The following is a 15,924-nucleotide window of genomic DNA, read 5'->3' as shown; positions in this document are numbered from 1 at the left end:
CATCGTCCGGTCGGGCCGGATACGTACGACTGTGGGACGTTGATCTTCGTTCGCTGGGATCAGCGGTGCTGCTCAGTGACTTCGTCGAGAAGCCCGCGCCCGCGCCCGCGCCGATGATGCCCACCCGTGAGCGTTCATCATGTGCTTCCGGGCTGCGCAGCGTTCGCAAAAGCCGGCAGCAGGATGGCGTCGATGAACCAGGGGGCGTCCTCGGCGTTGAGCCGCCCGGCTCGCACTTCCTCGGCCGCCCCGTTGATCACGACGTGGGTAGTGGCCAGGAGCCAGCTGACCGGAAGGTCAGCGCGAAAGGCGCCTTCGTGCTGACCACGCTCGAGCAGGTCGCGCATGCGGGCTTCGGCCTTCTCGTGGTGTTCGCGGATGCGGGCTGCAGGCAGTTCCTTCTGCGCCGCAGCCAGCACGGCCCTCGCCTGGTCCACGAGGACCCAGCTGGAGGCGACGAGCCGCTGGAACGCCTTACGGGCGTCACCGTCCAGTGACACCTCGCGCAGGACCTCCTCACCGCGTTCGAGGCTGTCGATGAGTGCAGCCTCGATGAGTTCGGTACGGGTCGCGAAGTGCCCGTACAGCGTCATGCGGCCCACCCCCGCCTCGGCAGCGATGTCGGCCACCGAGGCGTCGGGGTGCTCGCGGATCGCAGTGACGACCGCCGCCAGGATCTTCGCTCGGTTGCGTTGCGCGTCGGCCCGCTGGTTGGCCGCGCGGCGGTCACCTGCTGCGGGCGCTTGCTGGGGCCCGTCGTTCGTCAGGGGCTTCTTGGCCGCCATGCTCCACCTCAGTACTCGTACGGGAATGTATGAGATAGTCTAACCGCTGTATCTCGTACACACATGATTGAGTTGCGTGGGCGAAGCGCAGAACCCATGGGCACCGTCGAGTAGAAGGAGATCGATGATGACTGCGACACAACACGAGCAAGTAGGCGAAGGGGCCCACCCCAAGCGCTGGCTGGCGCTGGGCCTGTTGGGCACGGCCCAATTCATGTTGATCCTCGACGTCACGGTCGTGGCGATCGCCCTGCCGCAGATGGGACTGGACCTGAACCTGTCACGCGAGGCGATGACCTGGGTGGTGGCCGCGTACACAGTGACCTTCGGCAGTCTGATGCTCCTGGGTGGGCGCAGCGCCGATCTGTTCGGCTCCAAACCGATCGTCTATACCGGGCTGTTCATCTTCACCGCCGGGTCGCTGCTGGCCGGGCTGTCCGAGAGCGGCGGCGTCCTGCTCGGCGGGCGAGTCGCGCAGGGCCTGGGTGCAGCGCTGCTCTCACCCGCCGCCCTGTCCGTGGTGGTGCGACTGTTCACCGGCGACGAGCGCAACCGCGCCCTGGGTATCTGGTCCGCCCTCGGCGGTGGCGGCGCGGCGGTCGGCGTGTTGCTCGGCGGCCTGATCACCGCGGGGCCGGGCTGGCCATGGGTGTTCTTCATCAACATCCCCGTCGGTCTCATCGTGCTGGCAGGCCTGCTGTGGGTGCTCCCACCACTGCCACCTGGCGCCGGCCCGCGGCCATCACTCGACATCCTCGGCGCGCTGCTGGTCACCGCAGCGACGGGCTCCGCGATCTACGCCCTGACCGTGGCTGGTGAGCTCGGTTGGACCAGTCCGCAGACTCTTATCGCTGCGGGGGCGGCCGTTGTGCTCTATCTGCTGTTCGGGTGGCGACAGAAGACCGCTGCATCCCCGCTGATGAATCTCAGCCTGCTGGGCCGACGATCTGTGGGTGCCGGGGTGTTCGTGATCCTGATCGCCACCGCGCTGATGGTCGCGGTGTTCTTCCTGGGCACCTTCTACTTCCAGCAGTTCGCCGGACATGGCCCTCTGGCAACCGGCTTGCTGTTCCTGCCGATCGCACTGGCCACGATGACAGGTGCCAATCTCGGCGGACGCCTGATCGCCCGCCTGGGAGCGCGCGCCCTGGGAGCTGTCGGCATGCTCATCGCAGCCATCGGCCTGATGGTGCCCGCCTTGTGGCCCACAACCGTGGCGACCACGATCGGCATCAGCTTCGGAGCCTTCGGTATCGGCGCACTGTTCGTCGTCGCCGCGGCCACGGCGCTGGGACAGATCGGGCCGGCGGAGGCCGGCATCGCCTCGGGCCTGCTGAGCACCTTCCACGAGTTCGGCGCCTCGGTCGGCGTCGCCACGGTCTCCAGCATCGCAGCCCTCAGCCTCGCCACCGATGGTGGCACCGCAGGCTTCCAACAGGCCTTCACGGCCGCCGCCATCGCCGCAGTGGTTGCCGCCGTGATCTCAACGATCGCGATTCCGCGGCAACCCGCTCGCACCTAAGCCGCGAGCCTCACCCCTGTGGGCTCACCACTTGCATCAGATACCCCTACCAGGTATAAGTGGTGATACCCCCCCTGAGGTATCTCTGAAGGAGAAGGACATGACCACTACGTCCACATACACCGTGACCGGCATGAGCTGCGGCCACTGCGAGGGCGCGATCCGCGCCGAGGTATCGCAGATCGCCGGAGTCCAGGACATCGAGGTCAGCGCGGCCACGGGCCGCTTAGCCGTCACAACGAACGACCCGGCGGACGATGCCGCGGTGATCGCCGCGGTCGACGAGGCCGGCTACCAGGCCACCCCCAGCTGATATGCGAGCCCCGGCACGGCTCGGTTTGTACGGGCTGCTCCTCGTGTCCGTGTTCGCCGTGGCATTCGTCACGGCGGGCGCGGTCATCCCCGAGCAGACCGTGCAGAGCTGGACAGAAGAGACGGAACAAACCGATCACGCAGGGGAACAAGACATGGGCACCGGCGGCCACGAGACACACACCGACGATGCGTCCTCACTGGGTCTCGGCGTCGCGCAGGACGGCTACCGGCTCACCGGGGTCACCGCTCCCGCGGAGACCGGCACCGACGGCGACCTGTCACTGATCGTCACGGGACCCGCCGGGGACCCGGTCACCGACTTCGAGCTGGAGCACGAGAGGGAGTTGCACCTGATCGCGGTCCGCACTGATGGGCAGCACTTCCACCACGTCCACCCCGAGATGAACGCGGATGGCACCTGGTCGATCCCCTGGCAGTGGGATGCAGCCGGCTCCTACCGCGTGTTTGCCGACTTCGTGCCCGCCGAGGCCGGTGAGGGCATCACTCTGTCGACCTCGGTACAGGTCGCCGGCAACTACGCCCCAGCACCGGCTGAGCCTGCCACCACGACCACGGTGGATGGCTACGAGGTCAGCGTGACCGGCGACCTGGTGGCAGGTGCATCGACCCGGCTGACGATGGCCATCACCCGTGACGGGCAGCCGGTCACCGAGCTGGAGCCGTACCTGGGGGCCTTCGGGCACTTGGTGGCGCTGCGTGCGGGCGATCTGGCCTACCTGCACGTCCACCCGCACGGCGAGGAGCCCCAGCCGGGCCAGACATCGGGACCGGAGATCGTGTTCGAGGCCACCGCGCCGACCCCGGGACGGTACCTGCTCTACCTCGACTTCCAGGTCGAGGGTCAGGTCCACACCGCACCGCTGGTGCTGGATACCACCGGCGACGCCGGGACAGACCACGGCGAGGCCGAAGAGTCGGACCACACCGATGAGCACGAGGAGGGAGGCGGCCATGACCACGACTGAGAACACCACCGGCGCCAGCAGCGTCGAACTGCAGATCGGTGGCATGACCTGCGCCTCGTGTGCGAACCGGATCGAGAAGAAACTCAACAAGCTCGACGGGATCACCGCCAGCGTCAACTACGCCACCGAGAAGGCCAGCGTGAGTGGACCGGAGGGCCTGGACCCGCAGACGCTGATCGCCGAGGTGGAGAAGACCGGCTACACCGCCGCCCTCCCCACCCCCGCGAAAAGGGCCGGTGACGCACCGGGCAGCGAGGCCGAATCGGCCGAGGACGCCGAACTGCGCTCGCTGCGCCAACGGCTCATCGGTTCGGCGGTCCTGGCTGTCCCGGTGATCGCGATGGCGATGATCCCGGCACTCCAGTTCGACTACTGGGGCTTCGCCTCGCTCGTGCTGGCCGCCCCGGTGGTGGTGTGGGCCGGCTGGCCCTTCCACAAGGCAGCCTGGACCAACCTGCGCCATGGTGCGGCGACGATGGACACCCTGATCTCGGTGGGCACGACCGCAGCCCTGGTGTGGTCGATCATCGCGCTGTTCTTTGGCACCGCAGGCCAACCCGGGGTGGTCCATCCGTTCGAGTTGACCATCTCCCGCGGTGATGGTCTCGGGCACATCTACCTGGAGGTCGCAGCCGGGGTGATCACGTTCATCCTGCTGGGGCGCTACTTCGAGAAGCGGTCCAAGCGCCGCGCCGGTGCCGCCCTGCGGGCGCTGCTGGAACTCGGCGCGAAGGAGGTCTCGGTCCTGCGCGAGGGTCGGGAACAGCGGGTGCCGATCGAGGAGCTCTCCGTCGGTGACGAGTTCATCGTCCGGCCCGGGGAGAAGATCGCCACCGACGGGGTCATCACCTCGGGCAACAGCGCCATCGATGCCTCCATGCTCACCGGAGAATCCGTACCGGTCGAAGTGACCGAGGGCGATTCGGTCACCGGTGCGACGGTCAACGCCGGGGGCCGACTGGTCGTGCGGACAACCCGTGTCGGCTCCGATACCCAGCTGGCGCAGATGGCGAAGATGGTCGAGGATGCCCAGTCCGGTAAGGCCGAGATCCAGCGGCTGGCCGATCGGGTCTCGGGGGTGTTCGTCCCGATCGCGATCGCGATCGCCGTCGCCACGCTCGGGGCCTGGATCGGCGCCGGTTTCCCCGTCAGTGCGGGCTTCACCGCCGCGGTGGCGGTGCTGATCATCGCCTGCCCCTGCGCCCTGGGGCTGGCCACCCCGACCGCCCTGCTGGTCGGCACCGGGCGGGGGGCGCAGATGGGTGTGCTGATCAAGGGTCCCGAGACTTTGGAATCCACGCGCCGGGTCGACACGATCGTGCTGGACAAGACCGGCACCGTCACCACCGGCAAGATGACCCTGGGCGATGTGATCGTCGCCGAGGGAGTGGATCGTACCGAGCTGTTGCGACTGGCCGGCGGTCTGGAGGATGCCTCGGAGCATCCCATCGCTCAGGCGATCGCCGCTGGAGCTACCGCCGAGGTCGGCGCCCTTCCCACGCCGGAGTCCTTCGAGAACGTCGAGGGCCTCGGTGTCCAGGGTGTCGTCGATGGGCGCACCGTCCTCGCCGGCCGCGAGGTCTTGCTGCGCGACTGGTCGCAGCACCTCGACGAGAATCTGCGGTCGGCCAAGCAGGCCGCCGAGGCGCAGGGCAAGACCGCGATCGCGGTCGGCTGGGATGGTCGGGCACGCGGCGTGCTGGTCGTGGCCGATCAGGTCAAGCCCACCAGTGCCGAAGCGATCGCCCAGTTCAAAGAACTCGGTCTCACGCCGGTGCTGCTCACCGGGGACAACCAGAGCGTGGCCGAGCAGGTCGCCTCGGAGGTCGGCATCGAGTCGGTCATCGCCGAAGTCCTGCCCAAGGACAAGGTCGATGTCGTGGCCCGCCTCCAAGACGAAGGCAAGGTCGTCGCGATGGTCGGCGACGGCGTCAACGACGCTCCCGCCCTGGCCCAGGCCGACCTCGGCCTGGCGATGGGCACCGGCACCGACGTCGCGATCGAGGCCGCCGACATCACCCTCGTCCGCGGTGACCTCCGAGCCGCGGCGGACGCGATCCGCCTTTCCCGGCGCACGCTGGGCACGATCAAGACCAACCTGTTCTGGGCCTTCGCCTACAACACCGCTGCCATCCCGCTGGCGGCCTTCGGTCTGCTCAACCCGATGCTCGCCGGGGCGGCCATGGCCCTGTCCAGCGTGTTCGTCGTCAGCAACAGCCTGCGCCTGCGGACCTTCACCGCCCGGGCCGATGACAGTGCGCCAGCTCCCACACGAGCACCGGCTGAGCGTGAACCCGTCCACGTCTGACACCGGCATCAACACCACAGGAAAGGAACACACGATGACCGCACATGAGGACCACAACCACCACGAAACACCGCAGGGCGGAGGGTGCCACAGCCACCAGCCCACGACGGAGAGCCTGGCCAGTGTCGGGGCCGACGAGATCACCGAGTGCCCCGTGATGGTCGGCACCGCGGTGATCAAGTCCGAGGCCGAAGAAGCCGGACTCGCCCGCGACTACAACGGGCAGCGGTACTGGCTGTGCTGCGCCTCCTGCGGGCCGCTCTTCGACGCCGACCCCGAACGCTACGTCGCCGCATAAGCACATTCGACCGGTCCCGCTCGCCCCGACCCCAGTCCGGGGTGAGCGGGACCGCCGCCCCGGTGAACCAGGAACGGTCAGGGGCGCAGGAAGGAGAAAACAGCATGAGCCACGACCATCCGACCGCGTCACAGACCGCGACGCACGACGACCACAGCACGCACGATGCACACGACCAGGGCATGCATGACAGTCATGCAGGCCACCACGACCACGCGGATCACGAAGCCCCCGGTGGTCACGCCGGGCATGCCGGGCATGGTGACCACGTCGGTCAGTTCCGTCGCCTGTTCTGGATCATGCTCGTTCTCGCCGTGCCCGTCGTTGGGTTCAACGACATGTTCGCCGACCTCATCGGCTACCAGCTGCCCGAGGCCGAATGGGTCTGGTGGGTCTCGCCGATCCTGGGCACGGTCATCTACTTCTGGGGCGGCTGGCCGTTCCTGACCGGCGCAATCTCGGAGATCCGCTCCCGCAAGCCCGGCATGATGCTGCTCATCGGCCTGGCCATCACGGTGGCGTTCATCGCGTCCTGGGGCGCGAGCCTGCGCCTGCTGGACCATGAGCTGAACTTCTGGTGGGAACTGGCCCTGCTGGTGGTCATCATGCTGCTGGGCCACTGGATCGAGATGCGGTCCCTGGCCCAAACCACGTCCGCCCTCGACTCCCTGGCAGCGCTGCTCCCGGATGAGGCCGAGAAGGTCGACGGCGATCAGGTCGTGAAGGTTGCCCCCGCCGACCTCATCGTCGGCGACGTGGTCATCGTCCGCCCGGGCGCCGCGGTGCCCGCCGATGGAAAGATCGTCGACGGGTCGGCGAGCATGGACGAGTCCATGGTCACCGGAGAGTCGAAGACGGTACGTCGCGAGACCGGTGAGCAGGTCGTCGCTGGCACTGTCGCCACCGACTCCGGGCTGCGCGTCGAGGTCACTGCCACCGGTGACGACACCGCCCTGGCGGGCATCCAGAAGCTCGTCGCCGACGCGCAGGCCTCGTCCTCGCGCGCGCAGCGGATCGCCGACACCGCCGCTGCCTGGTTGTTCTGGTTCGCCCTCGGCGCCGCATTGATCACCGCAGTCGTCTGGAGTCTTATCGGCCTGCCGGAATCCGCGGTCGTGCGCACCGTCACCGTGCTCGTGATCGCCTGCCCTCACGCGCTGGGACTGGCAATCCCGCTCGTGGTCTCCATCGCCACCGAGCGTGCTGCCCGCGGCGGCGTGCTGATCAAGGACCGGCTCGCCCTGGAATCGATGCGCACCGTCGATGCCGTGCTGTTCGACAAGACCGGCACGCTGACCAAGGGTGAGCCCACCGTCACCGCCATCGAACCGGTCGGGAACCGCAGCGCCGAGGAGGTACTGGCACTGGCCGCGGCGGCGGAATCCGACAGCGAGCACCCCCTGGCCAAGGCCATCATCGGCGCAGCCGGTGCCCGCGAGCTTCCAGTCGCGAAGGCGCGGGACTTCTCCTCCTCCCCGGCAGTCGGGGTCAAGGCAACAGTGGACAGCTCCGTGATCGAGGTCGGCGGCCCGTACCTGCTCGACCAGCACGGATTGGAGGAACTGTCGGTCGCCGACGAGTGGCGGGACGAGGGCGCGATCATCCTCCACGTCCTGGCCGACGGTGAGGTCATCGGGGCGCTGCGGCTGGCCGATGAGATCCGCTCCGAATCCCGTGAGGCCGTCGACGCCCTGCACGCTGCCGGCGCCCAGGTGGTAATGATCACCGGTGACGCGCAGGCCGTTGCCGACACCGTCGCGAAGGAGCTGGGCATTGACCGGGTCTTCGCCGGAGTGCGGCCCGAGGACAAGGCTGCCAAGGTCGCCGAGCTCCAGGACGAAGGCAGGAAGGTCGCCATGGTGGGCGACGGCGTCAACGACGCCCCTGCTCTGGCCCAGGCCGATGTCGGTATCGCCATTGGTGCCGGCACCGATGTCGCGATCGGTTCCGCCGGGGTCATCCTGGCTTCCTCCGACCCGCGCTCGGTGCTCTCCGTCATCGAGCTCTCCCGCGCCAGCTACCGGAAGATGAAGCAGAACCTGTGGTGGGCCGCCGGCTACAACCTGATCTCGGTGCCCCTGGCCGCTGGCGTGCTCGCACCGATCGGGTTCGTGCTGCCGATGAGCATCGGCGCGATCCTGATGTCGGTCTCGACCGTCGTCGTCGCGCTCAACGCTCAGCTGCTCCGCCGCCTCGACCTCACGCCCGAGGCCAGCGCGGCCAAGATCCTTGACCAGGACACCTCCAAGTGATCGCCCCGGCGGTGCCGGATCGAGTACCGCACACCTCAGGAGAAGACACGATGGGCACCATCACCACGCCATCAGCCGAAGTCGACCATGGCTACATCAGTGACAAGGACCGCTACCTTGCCCGTCTCAAGCGCATCGAGGGACAAGCACGCGGCATCCACCGCATGATCGATGAGGACACCTACTGCATCGACATCCTCACTCAGATCAGCGCCGTCACCTCGGCGTTGGAGAACGTCGCTCTGGCCCTCTTGGACGACCACCTCAAGCACTGCGTGGTGGATGCCGCCAGGACCGGTGGCTCCGAAGCCGACGAGAAGATCAAGGAAGCCTCCGCGGCCATCACTCGCCTCGTGAAGTCCTGAGGAGGCAGTCATGGGTAGGACGCGAAGGGCGCTCAGCGGCGTGCATGAGTGGCGTGATGCCCTCGAGGCACGGATCGACCACCACAACCAGCACCGACCGCGCTCGGCGTGCGGAAGCCGCCCTTCACGCGATTGATCAACGTCCCCGAGCAGCACAACTAGTAGCCCCACCGCAGCCGCCTACCTTCGTCTTGTTGGGGTAGACCCTGCGCGGAGTAATCCGCGGATCGACACCGGATTTAGGTGTTCAGCTGCTGGAGGAGCGGTCGGTCAGTTGGCTGGTCGGGATGGCGTGGCAGACGTGCTGGGGGAGGCACTGGCCGGGATCCAGTGTGGTCGCCCGCTGGCTGAGCCGGCGCACATGCTCGAGCAGGTCACTGAGGGCGGTGATGCGCGCTTGGAGGGCGGTGGCGTGGTTCTCCAGCATGGCAGCGACGTGCTGGCAGGGTGCTCCGCTCGCCTCCCGCGCCGAGATGACATCGCGGACCTGAGCGAGGGTCAGACCGGCGGCCTGGGCTGCCTTGACGAACGCGAGACGGTCGACCGCACTGGAGTCATAGACCCGGTAGCCCGATGTGGTCCGAGCGGGCGCCGGCAATACACCGGCCGTCTCGTAGAACCGGATGGTCTTGGGACGCACACCGGTCTGCGCGGCCAGCTCTCCGATACGCATGCCTCGACCGTACGCCCTTGACCTTCCAGTGTGCTGGAAGGTTTACGGTCGAAGCGACCGGGTGCGGACCGAAGGAGAGATAGTCCATGGAGTACGACTTGATCGTCATCGGCACCGGAGGTGGGGCCATGGCCGCCGGGATCGAGGCGCGCTCCCGGGGCAAGAGCGTGCTGCTCATCGAGCACGGTCCGCTCGGCGGTACCTGCCTGAACGTGGGCTGCATCCCGAGCAAGAACCTGCTAGCCGCCGCCGGTCAGCGCCACCGCGCCTTGGCCAGCCCGTTTCGTGGTGTGCCCACCAGCGCTGAGGGCGCGGTGGTGGGCGAACTGATGACCCAGAAGCAGGGACTCATCGAGGACCTGCGCCAGGCGAAGTACGCCGACGTCGCCGAGGCCCACGGGTTTCCCATCATGTACGGGCACGCGCAGTTCCTCGACGAGCAGAGCATCCAGGTCGGGAACCGGACGTTGCACGCTGGGGCATACGTCATCGCAACCGGAGCAACCCCGCACATCCCCGACCTGCCCGGTATCGGTGCGGTCGACTACCTGACTTCGACCACCGCCATGGAGCAACAGAACCTGCCCACCTCCCTGGTCGTGCTCGGTGGTGGGTACGTCGGCTTGGAGCAGGCCCAGCTGTGGGCCCAGCTGGGCGTGAACGTCACCCTCGTGGGCCGAGTCGCCCCCTACGCTGAACCCGAGGTCGCTGACGTGCTCCGCACCGCCTTCCAGGAGGAGGGCATCGCGGTGATCGAGGAACACGGGCGGGAAGTAGCGCCTCACGCCGGAGGGGCCATCGTCACCACCGACAGCGGCGTTCACGTCCATGGCCAGCGGTTGTTGATCGCCACCGGTCGCCGCGCCAGCACCAGCGGTCTTCGGCTGGACGCCGCCGGAATCGGCACCGACGCCCGCGGATTCATCCGCGTGGATGAGAACCTGCGCACGACCAACCACCGCGTGCACGCCGCCGGGGATGTCTCCGGTGCCCCGCAGTACGTTTACGTCGCCGCGAAGACTGGCCGGGTCGCCGCCGCCGGTGCGCTGGGTGAGCCCTCCACGGTGGACTACCGCGGCCTGCCCGGGGTCACCTTCACGACTCCGCAGATCGCCAGCGCCGGACTGACCGAAGCCCGCGCCCTCGAGCTCGGCCACGACTGCGACTGCCGAATCCTGGGGGCGCAGGACATCCCGCGCGCACTGGTCAACCAGGACACTCGGGGGGTCCTCAAACTCGTCATCGACGCCCAGACCCGCAAGGTCCTGGGTGTGCACGCTGCACTTGACGGCGCCGGAGAGCTCATGCTCGCCGCGACGTACGCCATCAAGTTCGGGCTGACCGTCGAGGACCTGGCGGACACCTGGGCGCCCTACCTCACGATGAGCGAAGCCCTCCGCATAGCGGCCGGCCTGTTCCGTTCGACCATGCCCACCAGCTGCTGCGCCTGAACAGCGTTGACCGCCGAGCGTGAACCCGTACCCAGGTACGAGTCGCCGGTGCGGGCTTCTTTACACTGGCACGGTGCCGTTGGCCCCCTCGACCCGAGCGATGGAGCGCCACCAGATTGGCCTGTATCTGGCTCATCGCAGTTGAGGGTGTAGGTGGGGTCTGAATCCTCCTGCTTCGAGCAGGCTGCGGGCGGTGTAGTGGGTCAGGTTCCGGAAGCCCAGTGCGGAGCCGCGCAGGTGCTCGAGCCGCCCGTTGATCGCTTCGGTCGGGCCGTTCGACGTGCCGGGTCGATCGAAGAACGCGAGCACGTCGTTGGCTCGCTGCTTGAGGGTGCGGCCGAGGCTGCGGATCTCGACGAGCGCGGCAGGGACGCCGCCGCGCAGGGCGTCGATCACGGCCCGCATCGCCAGTTTCGCCTTGTTCTTGTCGGGCTCGCGGTAGGCGGCCACGATGCGCTGGTAGATGCCCCATGTCGCCTCGACCGCGACGTGCTCGTCGCTGGCGAACAGCGCCTCGAGACGGGCGTACTGCTTCTCGGTGAGCAGACTGGCGCCGGTGTGGAGCGCGCGGCGCGCCTTGTAGAGCGGATCGCCGGCGCGGCCGCGATGCCCGAGCGTGTCCTGCTGCACCCGCTGCCGGCACCGGTCCAGCGTATTGCCGGCGAGACGGACGACATGGAACGGGTCCATCACCGGTACCGCGTCAGGGAGCTCTTCCGCGCTAGGGCGTGTCTCCTAACTGGTTGGGGTTGCGGGCGGCAGGGTGGGGGTCATGTCGCGGACTCGTGTGTTGTCGGATGCTGCGTGGGCTCGGATCGAACCGCTGATGCCGGCCCCGTCTCGCAAGGGAGGTCGTCCGTTCCAGGACCACCGCCAGGTCGTGGAAGGGATCGCTTGGCGGTTCCGCACGGGCTCTCCGTGGCGGGACCTGCCCGAGTGCTTCGGACCGTGGCAGACGGTGTGGAAGCGGCACCGCCGGTTCAGTAGCGACGGCACGTGGGACCAGATCCATGCGGTGCTGCTGGCCGAGGCCGACGCGGTCGGGGAGATCGACTGGGCGGTGAGCGTGGACGCCACGGTCAATCGCGCCCATCAGCACGCCACGAACCTCCCGCGGGACACAGGGGGCACCGTCGAACTACACGAATCTGCTCATCGAGCCCGCTAACCACGCAGTCGGACGCTCCCGTGGAGGGTTGAGCACCAAGATCCACCACCTCGTCGATGGCCGCGGGCTTCCGCTGGTCGTGCTGGTGGGCCCGGGCCAGGGCGGTGATGCGCCGATGTTCCCGGTGCTCATGGGCCACCTGCGCGTCGCTCGCTGCGAGTCGGGCCGGCCCAGGACCCGACCAGAGCGGGTCCGCGGGGACAAGGCCTACTCCTCCCGAGCGATCCGTCACCACCTACGCCGGCGCGGGATCGGCGCTGTCATCCCTGAACCGTCCGACCAGCAAGGACACCGCAAACGCCGTGGCCGCAAGGGCGGGCGGCCCGTCACCTACGACATCGAGGACTACAAGGGCCGCAACGTCGTCGAACGCGCCTTCAACGAGGACAAGCAATGGCGTGGCCTGGCCACCCGCTACGACAAGCTCGCCCTGACCTACCGCGGCGGCGCCGTCCTGCGGGCCATCACCCTCTGGCTCAAACGGTTAGGAGACACGCCCTAGCGGTCTTGAACCCGCTGAACCCATCCATCGCGACCACCTCGACCCCGTCCCGCCACTGCTTCGGGCGACCCGCGAGCCACTGCTTGAAGACGGCCTTCGAGCGGCCCTGGACCATGTCCAGCAGCCGGGCGGGACCAGACTTCTCGCGGACGGGGGTGAGATCGATGATCACGGTGACGTACGTGTCGCCCAATCGCGTGTGGCGCCAGACGTGCTCGTCGACACCGATCGTGGTCACCCCGTCGAATCGGGCGGCGTCGTCGATCAGACGCCGCCTGCCCTCGGCGATGATCGCGCTGTTCGCGGTATGCCACGACACCCCGAGACCGGCCGCGGCCCGCGAGACAGTGAGATGGTCGACGACGATCGCCCCCAGCGCCCAGTCCAGCCCGCCGCGAGAGATCTTCGCCCGCGGGGCTGCTGCCGCCGTGGTGTCCTGCCGCCACGTCTTCCGGCAGTGCTCGCATCGGTAACGGCGCACCCGCACATGCAGGACCGTGGGCCGTCGTCCGAACGGCTCATGCGCAAGCCGACGAACCACCGTGTCCCGCGGCACGCCCTGCGCCCCGCACGCCCGGCACCACGGATCGTCCTCGACGACGCGGCACTCGATCACCGCCCGACCCGTCTCAAGACGTTGTCCCACAGCTTCGAGACCAAGTTCATCGAGGCGGCAGAATGTGGTGAGGCACGGCGCGGCATAGGTAGCGTTGAACACGTCGAGGTCTTCCGGATGGCGAGCGTAGGAACTTCCATCATCGGGGGACCTCGACCCCTACCCGGCTACCGCCACACGCACCCTCTCTACACCCTCAACTGCGAAGAGCCATCAATTGCTCCTTCGAATGTGGCGTGCGCTTTGTGGCTCGAGCCGCTCCAGAGCCGCCCGTTGGTTTGCCTGTTGAGTTTGTGACCGACAGCGCTCGTGTTGTGCTTCGCGTTGCGAACGTGCGTGGGCGGACTACGGGAGCTTGGACGCGAGGACGTCGGCCGGCAGGATCTCGGGTGCTGCGCCGAGGAGGTGCTGGTTGGCCGTCAGGGCTGCGACGATGGCGCCGTTGGCGTGGGCGTCGCGAGCGGCCTCGTCGGGGAATGCATCGAAGATCCAGAAGGTGTCGGCGTGGGTCCTGACCGCGAACCAGACAATCGTTCCTACTTCTTCGTTGGCGAGGGCGACAGCGCCGGCGAGCAGATCGGCGAGCGCGTCGTGCTGTCCATCGGCCGCGACGATCTTGGCGACGAAGGCATACGGAAGTGATGCGGGTGTGGACATGAGGGGTTCTCCTAGGTGTCGAGGTTTCTTGGTGAAGCGAGTTCAGCGTATGACGAGCAAGGGCATGTGAGAAGTGGCGTATACGACAGTGTTGCTATTGTTCACGCCATGCGTATTGGACTGATCGCGATCGACGGCTGCTTCGGTTCGGCTGTCGCGTCGATCATCGACATCGTGCGGGTGGCCGACGGAGCCCGCAGCGATGTCGACCCGCGGATCGACCCGATCGAACTCGCCATCCTCGGACCGAAACGGCGAGTGACCACGACAACATCGATGACCCTGTCGGTGGACCACCCGCTGTCGGAGTCCGCAGAGTTCGACGTGGTCGTCGTCCCTGCGCTTGGAACCCTCACGGCCGCCGCTACCCACGACGCCCTCCAGAGCCGAGATGCTCGTTCGGTCATCGCCTCGCTCGGGCGCCTCGACGAGGCGACCACCCGGATCGCCGCGGCGTGCACCGGCGTGTTCGCCGTCGCCGAGACCGGACGGATGCATCATCGGCGGGCGACGACCAGCTGGTTCCTGGGGCCGGAGTTCCTGAAGCGCTATCCGACCGTCGCCCTCGATCTCGACACCATGGTCGTGGTCGACGGGAACCTCGTCACCGCCGGCGCCGCGTTCGCCCACATCGACCTCGCGCTCTCACTCGTGCGATCGATCAGCCCCGACCTGGCCCAACATGTCGCCAAGCTCCTCATCATCGACGAGCGTCCGTCGCAGGCGACCTTCGTCGCCTACGACCATCTCCGGCACGAGGACCCGATCGTCGTCGAGTTCGAACGCTTCGTGCGCGCCCGCCTGGACGAACCGTTCAACGTCGCCTTCGTCGCGCAGTCGCTCGGCACCAGCCGGCGCACCCTCGAACGACGAGTCCGTGCGGCGCTCAACCTCACTCCGCTCGGGTTCGTCCAACGGCTTCGCACCGAACGAGCTCGGCACCTCTCAGCAACCACGGATCTCACCTCCGCCGAGATCGCGCTACGGGTCGGCTACGCGAACGCCGAGACTCTGCGCTCCCTCCTGCGCAGGGAGCGACGCCGTTCCTGACCTATCGCCATGCCTGTAGCCGGTGTCCTAGTGCTCGACTGGAACCACCTCTCAGCACGTCGCGTCGACGCTACTGCGTCGCCCCTGGACGACCCACTCGACACGCCCGCAGCACAGGCCATGTGACGTGCCCCGGCTTCCCGGACGGTCGGGGTCGGGTGGCTGTGATGTGTCGCTGCGTTCTCGTCGAGGGGGTCAGCAGACTCGATCAGGGTCGATTGGGATGAGACGCGAAGGCGCTCAGGTCAAGGCGGCCGAAACCGGCTCTTCACATTCGAGGGTGTAGTTGGGGTCGGAATCCGCCCGTCTCGAGTAGTGATCGGGCGATGTAGTTGGTCAGGTTGCGGAAGCCGAGGGCCGAGCCGCGCAGGTGCTCGAGCCTGCCGTTCATGGCCTCGGTGGGGCCGTTGGACGTGCCGGGCCGGTCGAAGTAGGCGAGCACGTCGGCGGCGCGGCGCTTCAGGGTCCTGCCCAGCTTGCGCAGCTCGGTCAGGGCGGCTGGCACGGTGGAGCTGACGGAGTCGATGAGCTGGGCCATGAGCTGGCGACCATGTGCGCGGTCGGGGACGCGGTAGGCGGCGATCATGCGCTGGTAGACGGCCCAGGCGGCCTCGACCGCTACGTGGGTGTCGCCGTCGAACAGGCCCTCCAGGCGCTGGGACTGCTTCTCGGTGAGCAGGTCGGCGCCGGTGTGCAGGGTCCGGCGGGCGGCGTAGAGCGGATCGCCCTTGCGGCCCCGGTGCCCGCAGGTGTCCTGCTGGACACGGCGCCGGCAGTCATCGAGCGCGTCGCCAGCGAGGCGGACCAGGTGAAAAGGATCCATGATGGCGACCGCGTCGGGCAGCTCTTCGGCGGCGGCGGTCTTGAACCCGGTGAAGCCGTCCATCGCGACGATCTCGACCCCGTCGCGCCAGTCCTGCGGCCGGCCCGCGAGCCACTGCTTGAAGGCGTGTTTCGAGCGGCCCTGGACCATGTC

The 15,924-nt window shown here is 67.9% G+C and carries 13 protein-coding genes and 3 pseudogenes; 10 read left to right on the top strand and 6 right to left on the bottom strand.

All coding sequences use genetic code 11. The annotated features are described in order from the left end of the window. Positions 1-137 precede the first annotated feature (137 nt). Positions 138-785, bottom strand: a complete 648-nt coding sequence (locus tag AC24HA_RS02180; protein ID WP_425710218.1) for a TetR/AcrR family transcriptional regulator — start codon at positions 783-785, stop codon at positions 138-140. A gap of 127 nt (positions 786-912) precedes the next feature. On the opposite strand from AC24HA_RS02180, the gene AC24HA_RS02175 reads away from it, so the two are divergent. The 7 genes from AC24HA_RS02175 (at position 913) to AC24HA_RS02145 (ending at position 8,831) form a co-directional block, all read left to right on the top strand. After that, on the top strand, positions 913-2,307 hold the full coding sequence (locus tag AC24HA_RS02175) for an MFS transporter (RefSeq protein ID WP_463649332.1): 1,395 nt from the start codon (positions 913-915) through the stop codon (positions 2,305-2,307). A gap of 100 nt (positions 2,308-2,407) precedes the next feature. Next, a complete protein-coding gene (locus AC24HA_RS02170; RefSeq protein ID WP_425710216.1) occupies positions 2,408-2,620 on the top strand; it encodes a heavy-metal-associated domain-containing protein in 213 nt (70 codons plus the stop codon). 1 nt (position 2,621) lies between these two features. After that, entirely contained in the window at positions 2,622-3,608 is a 987-nt protein-coding gene (locus AC24HA_RS02165) for a heavy-metal-associated domain-containing protein (RefSeq protein ID WP_425710215.1), read from the top strand. Continuing rightward, complete coding sequence (locus AC24HA_RS02160; protein ID WP_425710214.1) at positions 3,595-5,916, top strand: heavy metal translocating P-type ATPase; 2,322 nt, start codon at positions 3,595-3,597, stop codon at positions 5,914-5,916. Before AC24HA_RS02165 ends, AC24HA_RS02160 begins: the two co-directional genes overlap by 14 nt. 34 nt (positions 5,917-5,950) lie before the next feature. Then, positions 5,951-6,214, top strand: a complete 264-nt coding sequence (locus tag AC24HA_RS02155; RefSeq protein WP_425710213.1) for a hypothetical protein — start codon at positions 5,951-5,953, stop codon at positions 6,212-6,214. A 104-nt stretch (positions 6,215-6,318) separates the two neighbouring features. Then, entirely contained in the window at positions 6,319-8,466 is a 2,148-nt protein-coding gene (locus AC24HA_RS02150; RefSeq protein ID WP_425710212.1) for a heavy metal translocating P-type ATPase, read from the top strand. Between the two features lie 50 nt (positions 8,467-8,516). Further along, a complete protein-coding gene (locus AC24HA_RS02145) occupies positions 8,517-8,831 on the top strand; it encodes a metal-sensitive transcriptional regulator (protein ID WP_425710211.1) in 315 nt (104 codons plus the stop codon). A 247-nt stretch (positions 8,832-9,078) separates the two neighbouring features. On the opposite strand, the gene AC24HA_RS02140 is transcribed toward AC24HA_RS02145, so the two are convergent. Next, positions 9,079-9,504 (bottom strand): heavy metal-responsive transcriptional regulator, encoded by a 426-nt coding sequence (locus AC24HA_RS02140; protein WP_425710210.1) that lies wholly within the window; start codon positions 9,502-9,504, stop codon positions 9,079-9,081. 86 nt (positions 9,505-9,590) lie between these two features. On the opposite strand from AC24HA_RS02140, the gene merA reads away from it, so the two are divergent. Beyond that, positions 9,591-10,955: a mercury(II) reductase gene (merA, locus tag AC24HA_RS02135; RefSeq protein ID WP_425710209.1), complete on the top strand. Its 1,365-nt coding sequence runs from the start codon at positions 9,591-9,593 to the stop codon at positions 10,953-10,955. A gap of 132 nt (positions 10,956-11,087) precedes the next feature. Here the strand turns inward: merA and AC24HA_RS02130 are convergent. Further along, positions 11,088-11,678, bottom strand: a pseudogene (locus AC24HA_RS02130) (transposase); the annotation flags it as partial. Positions 11,679-11,727: 49 nt separating this feature from the next. Between AC24HA_RS02130 and AC24HA_RS02125 the strand changes: the two are divergent. Continuing rightward, positions 11,728-12,625 (top strand): IS5 family transposase gene (locus AC24HA_RS02125; protein WP_487563524.1). Its coding sequence is split into 2 segments (ribosomal slippage): positions 11,728-12,078 and positions 12,080-12,625, totalling 897 coding nucleotides; the frame shifts between segments, so codons are not numbered across the junction. On the opposite strand, the pseudogene AC24HA_RS02120 reads toward AC24HA_RS02125, so the two are convergent. Next, a pseudogene (locus AC24HA_RS02120) lies at positions 12,618-13,343 on the bottom strand (transposase); the annotation flags it as partial. The gene AC24HA_RS02125 and the pseudogene AC24HA_RS02120 sit on opposite strands and share 8 nt — an antisense overlap. A gap of 243 nt (positions 13,344-13,586) precedes the next feature. Beyond that, complete coding sequence (locus tag AC24HA_RS02115) at positions 13,587-13,898, bottom strand: putative quinol monooxygenase (protein ID WP_068102119.1); 312 nt, start codon at positions 13,896-13,898, stop codon at positions 13,587-13,589. A gap of 108 nt (positions 13,899-14,006) precedes the next feature. On the opposite strand from AC24HA_RS02115, the gene AC24HA_RS02110 reads away from it, so the two are divergent. Further along, positions 14,007-14,948, top strand: coding sequence for a GlxA family transcriptional regulator (locus AC24HA_RS02110; protein ID WP_425710294.1), 942 nt, complete (start codon positions 14,007-14,009; stop codon positions 14,946-14,948). A 268-nt stretch (positions 14,949-15,216) separates the two neighbouring features. Here AC24HA_RS02110 and AC24HA_RS02105 read toward each other — a convergent pair. Beyond that, positions 15,217-15,924 (bottom strand): annotated as a pseudogene (locus tag AC24HA_RS02105) (ISL3 family transposase); the annotation flags it as partial.

The organism is Georgenia sp. Z1491, from assembly GCF_057652395.1.
The sequence above is the reverse complement of the archived record's forward strand: the minus strand, read 5'-3'. Positions and strand labels throughout refer to the sequence as shown.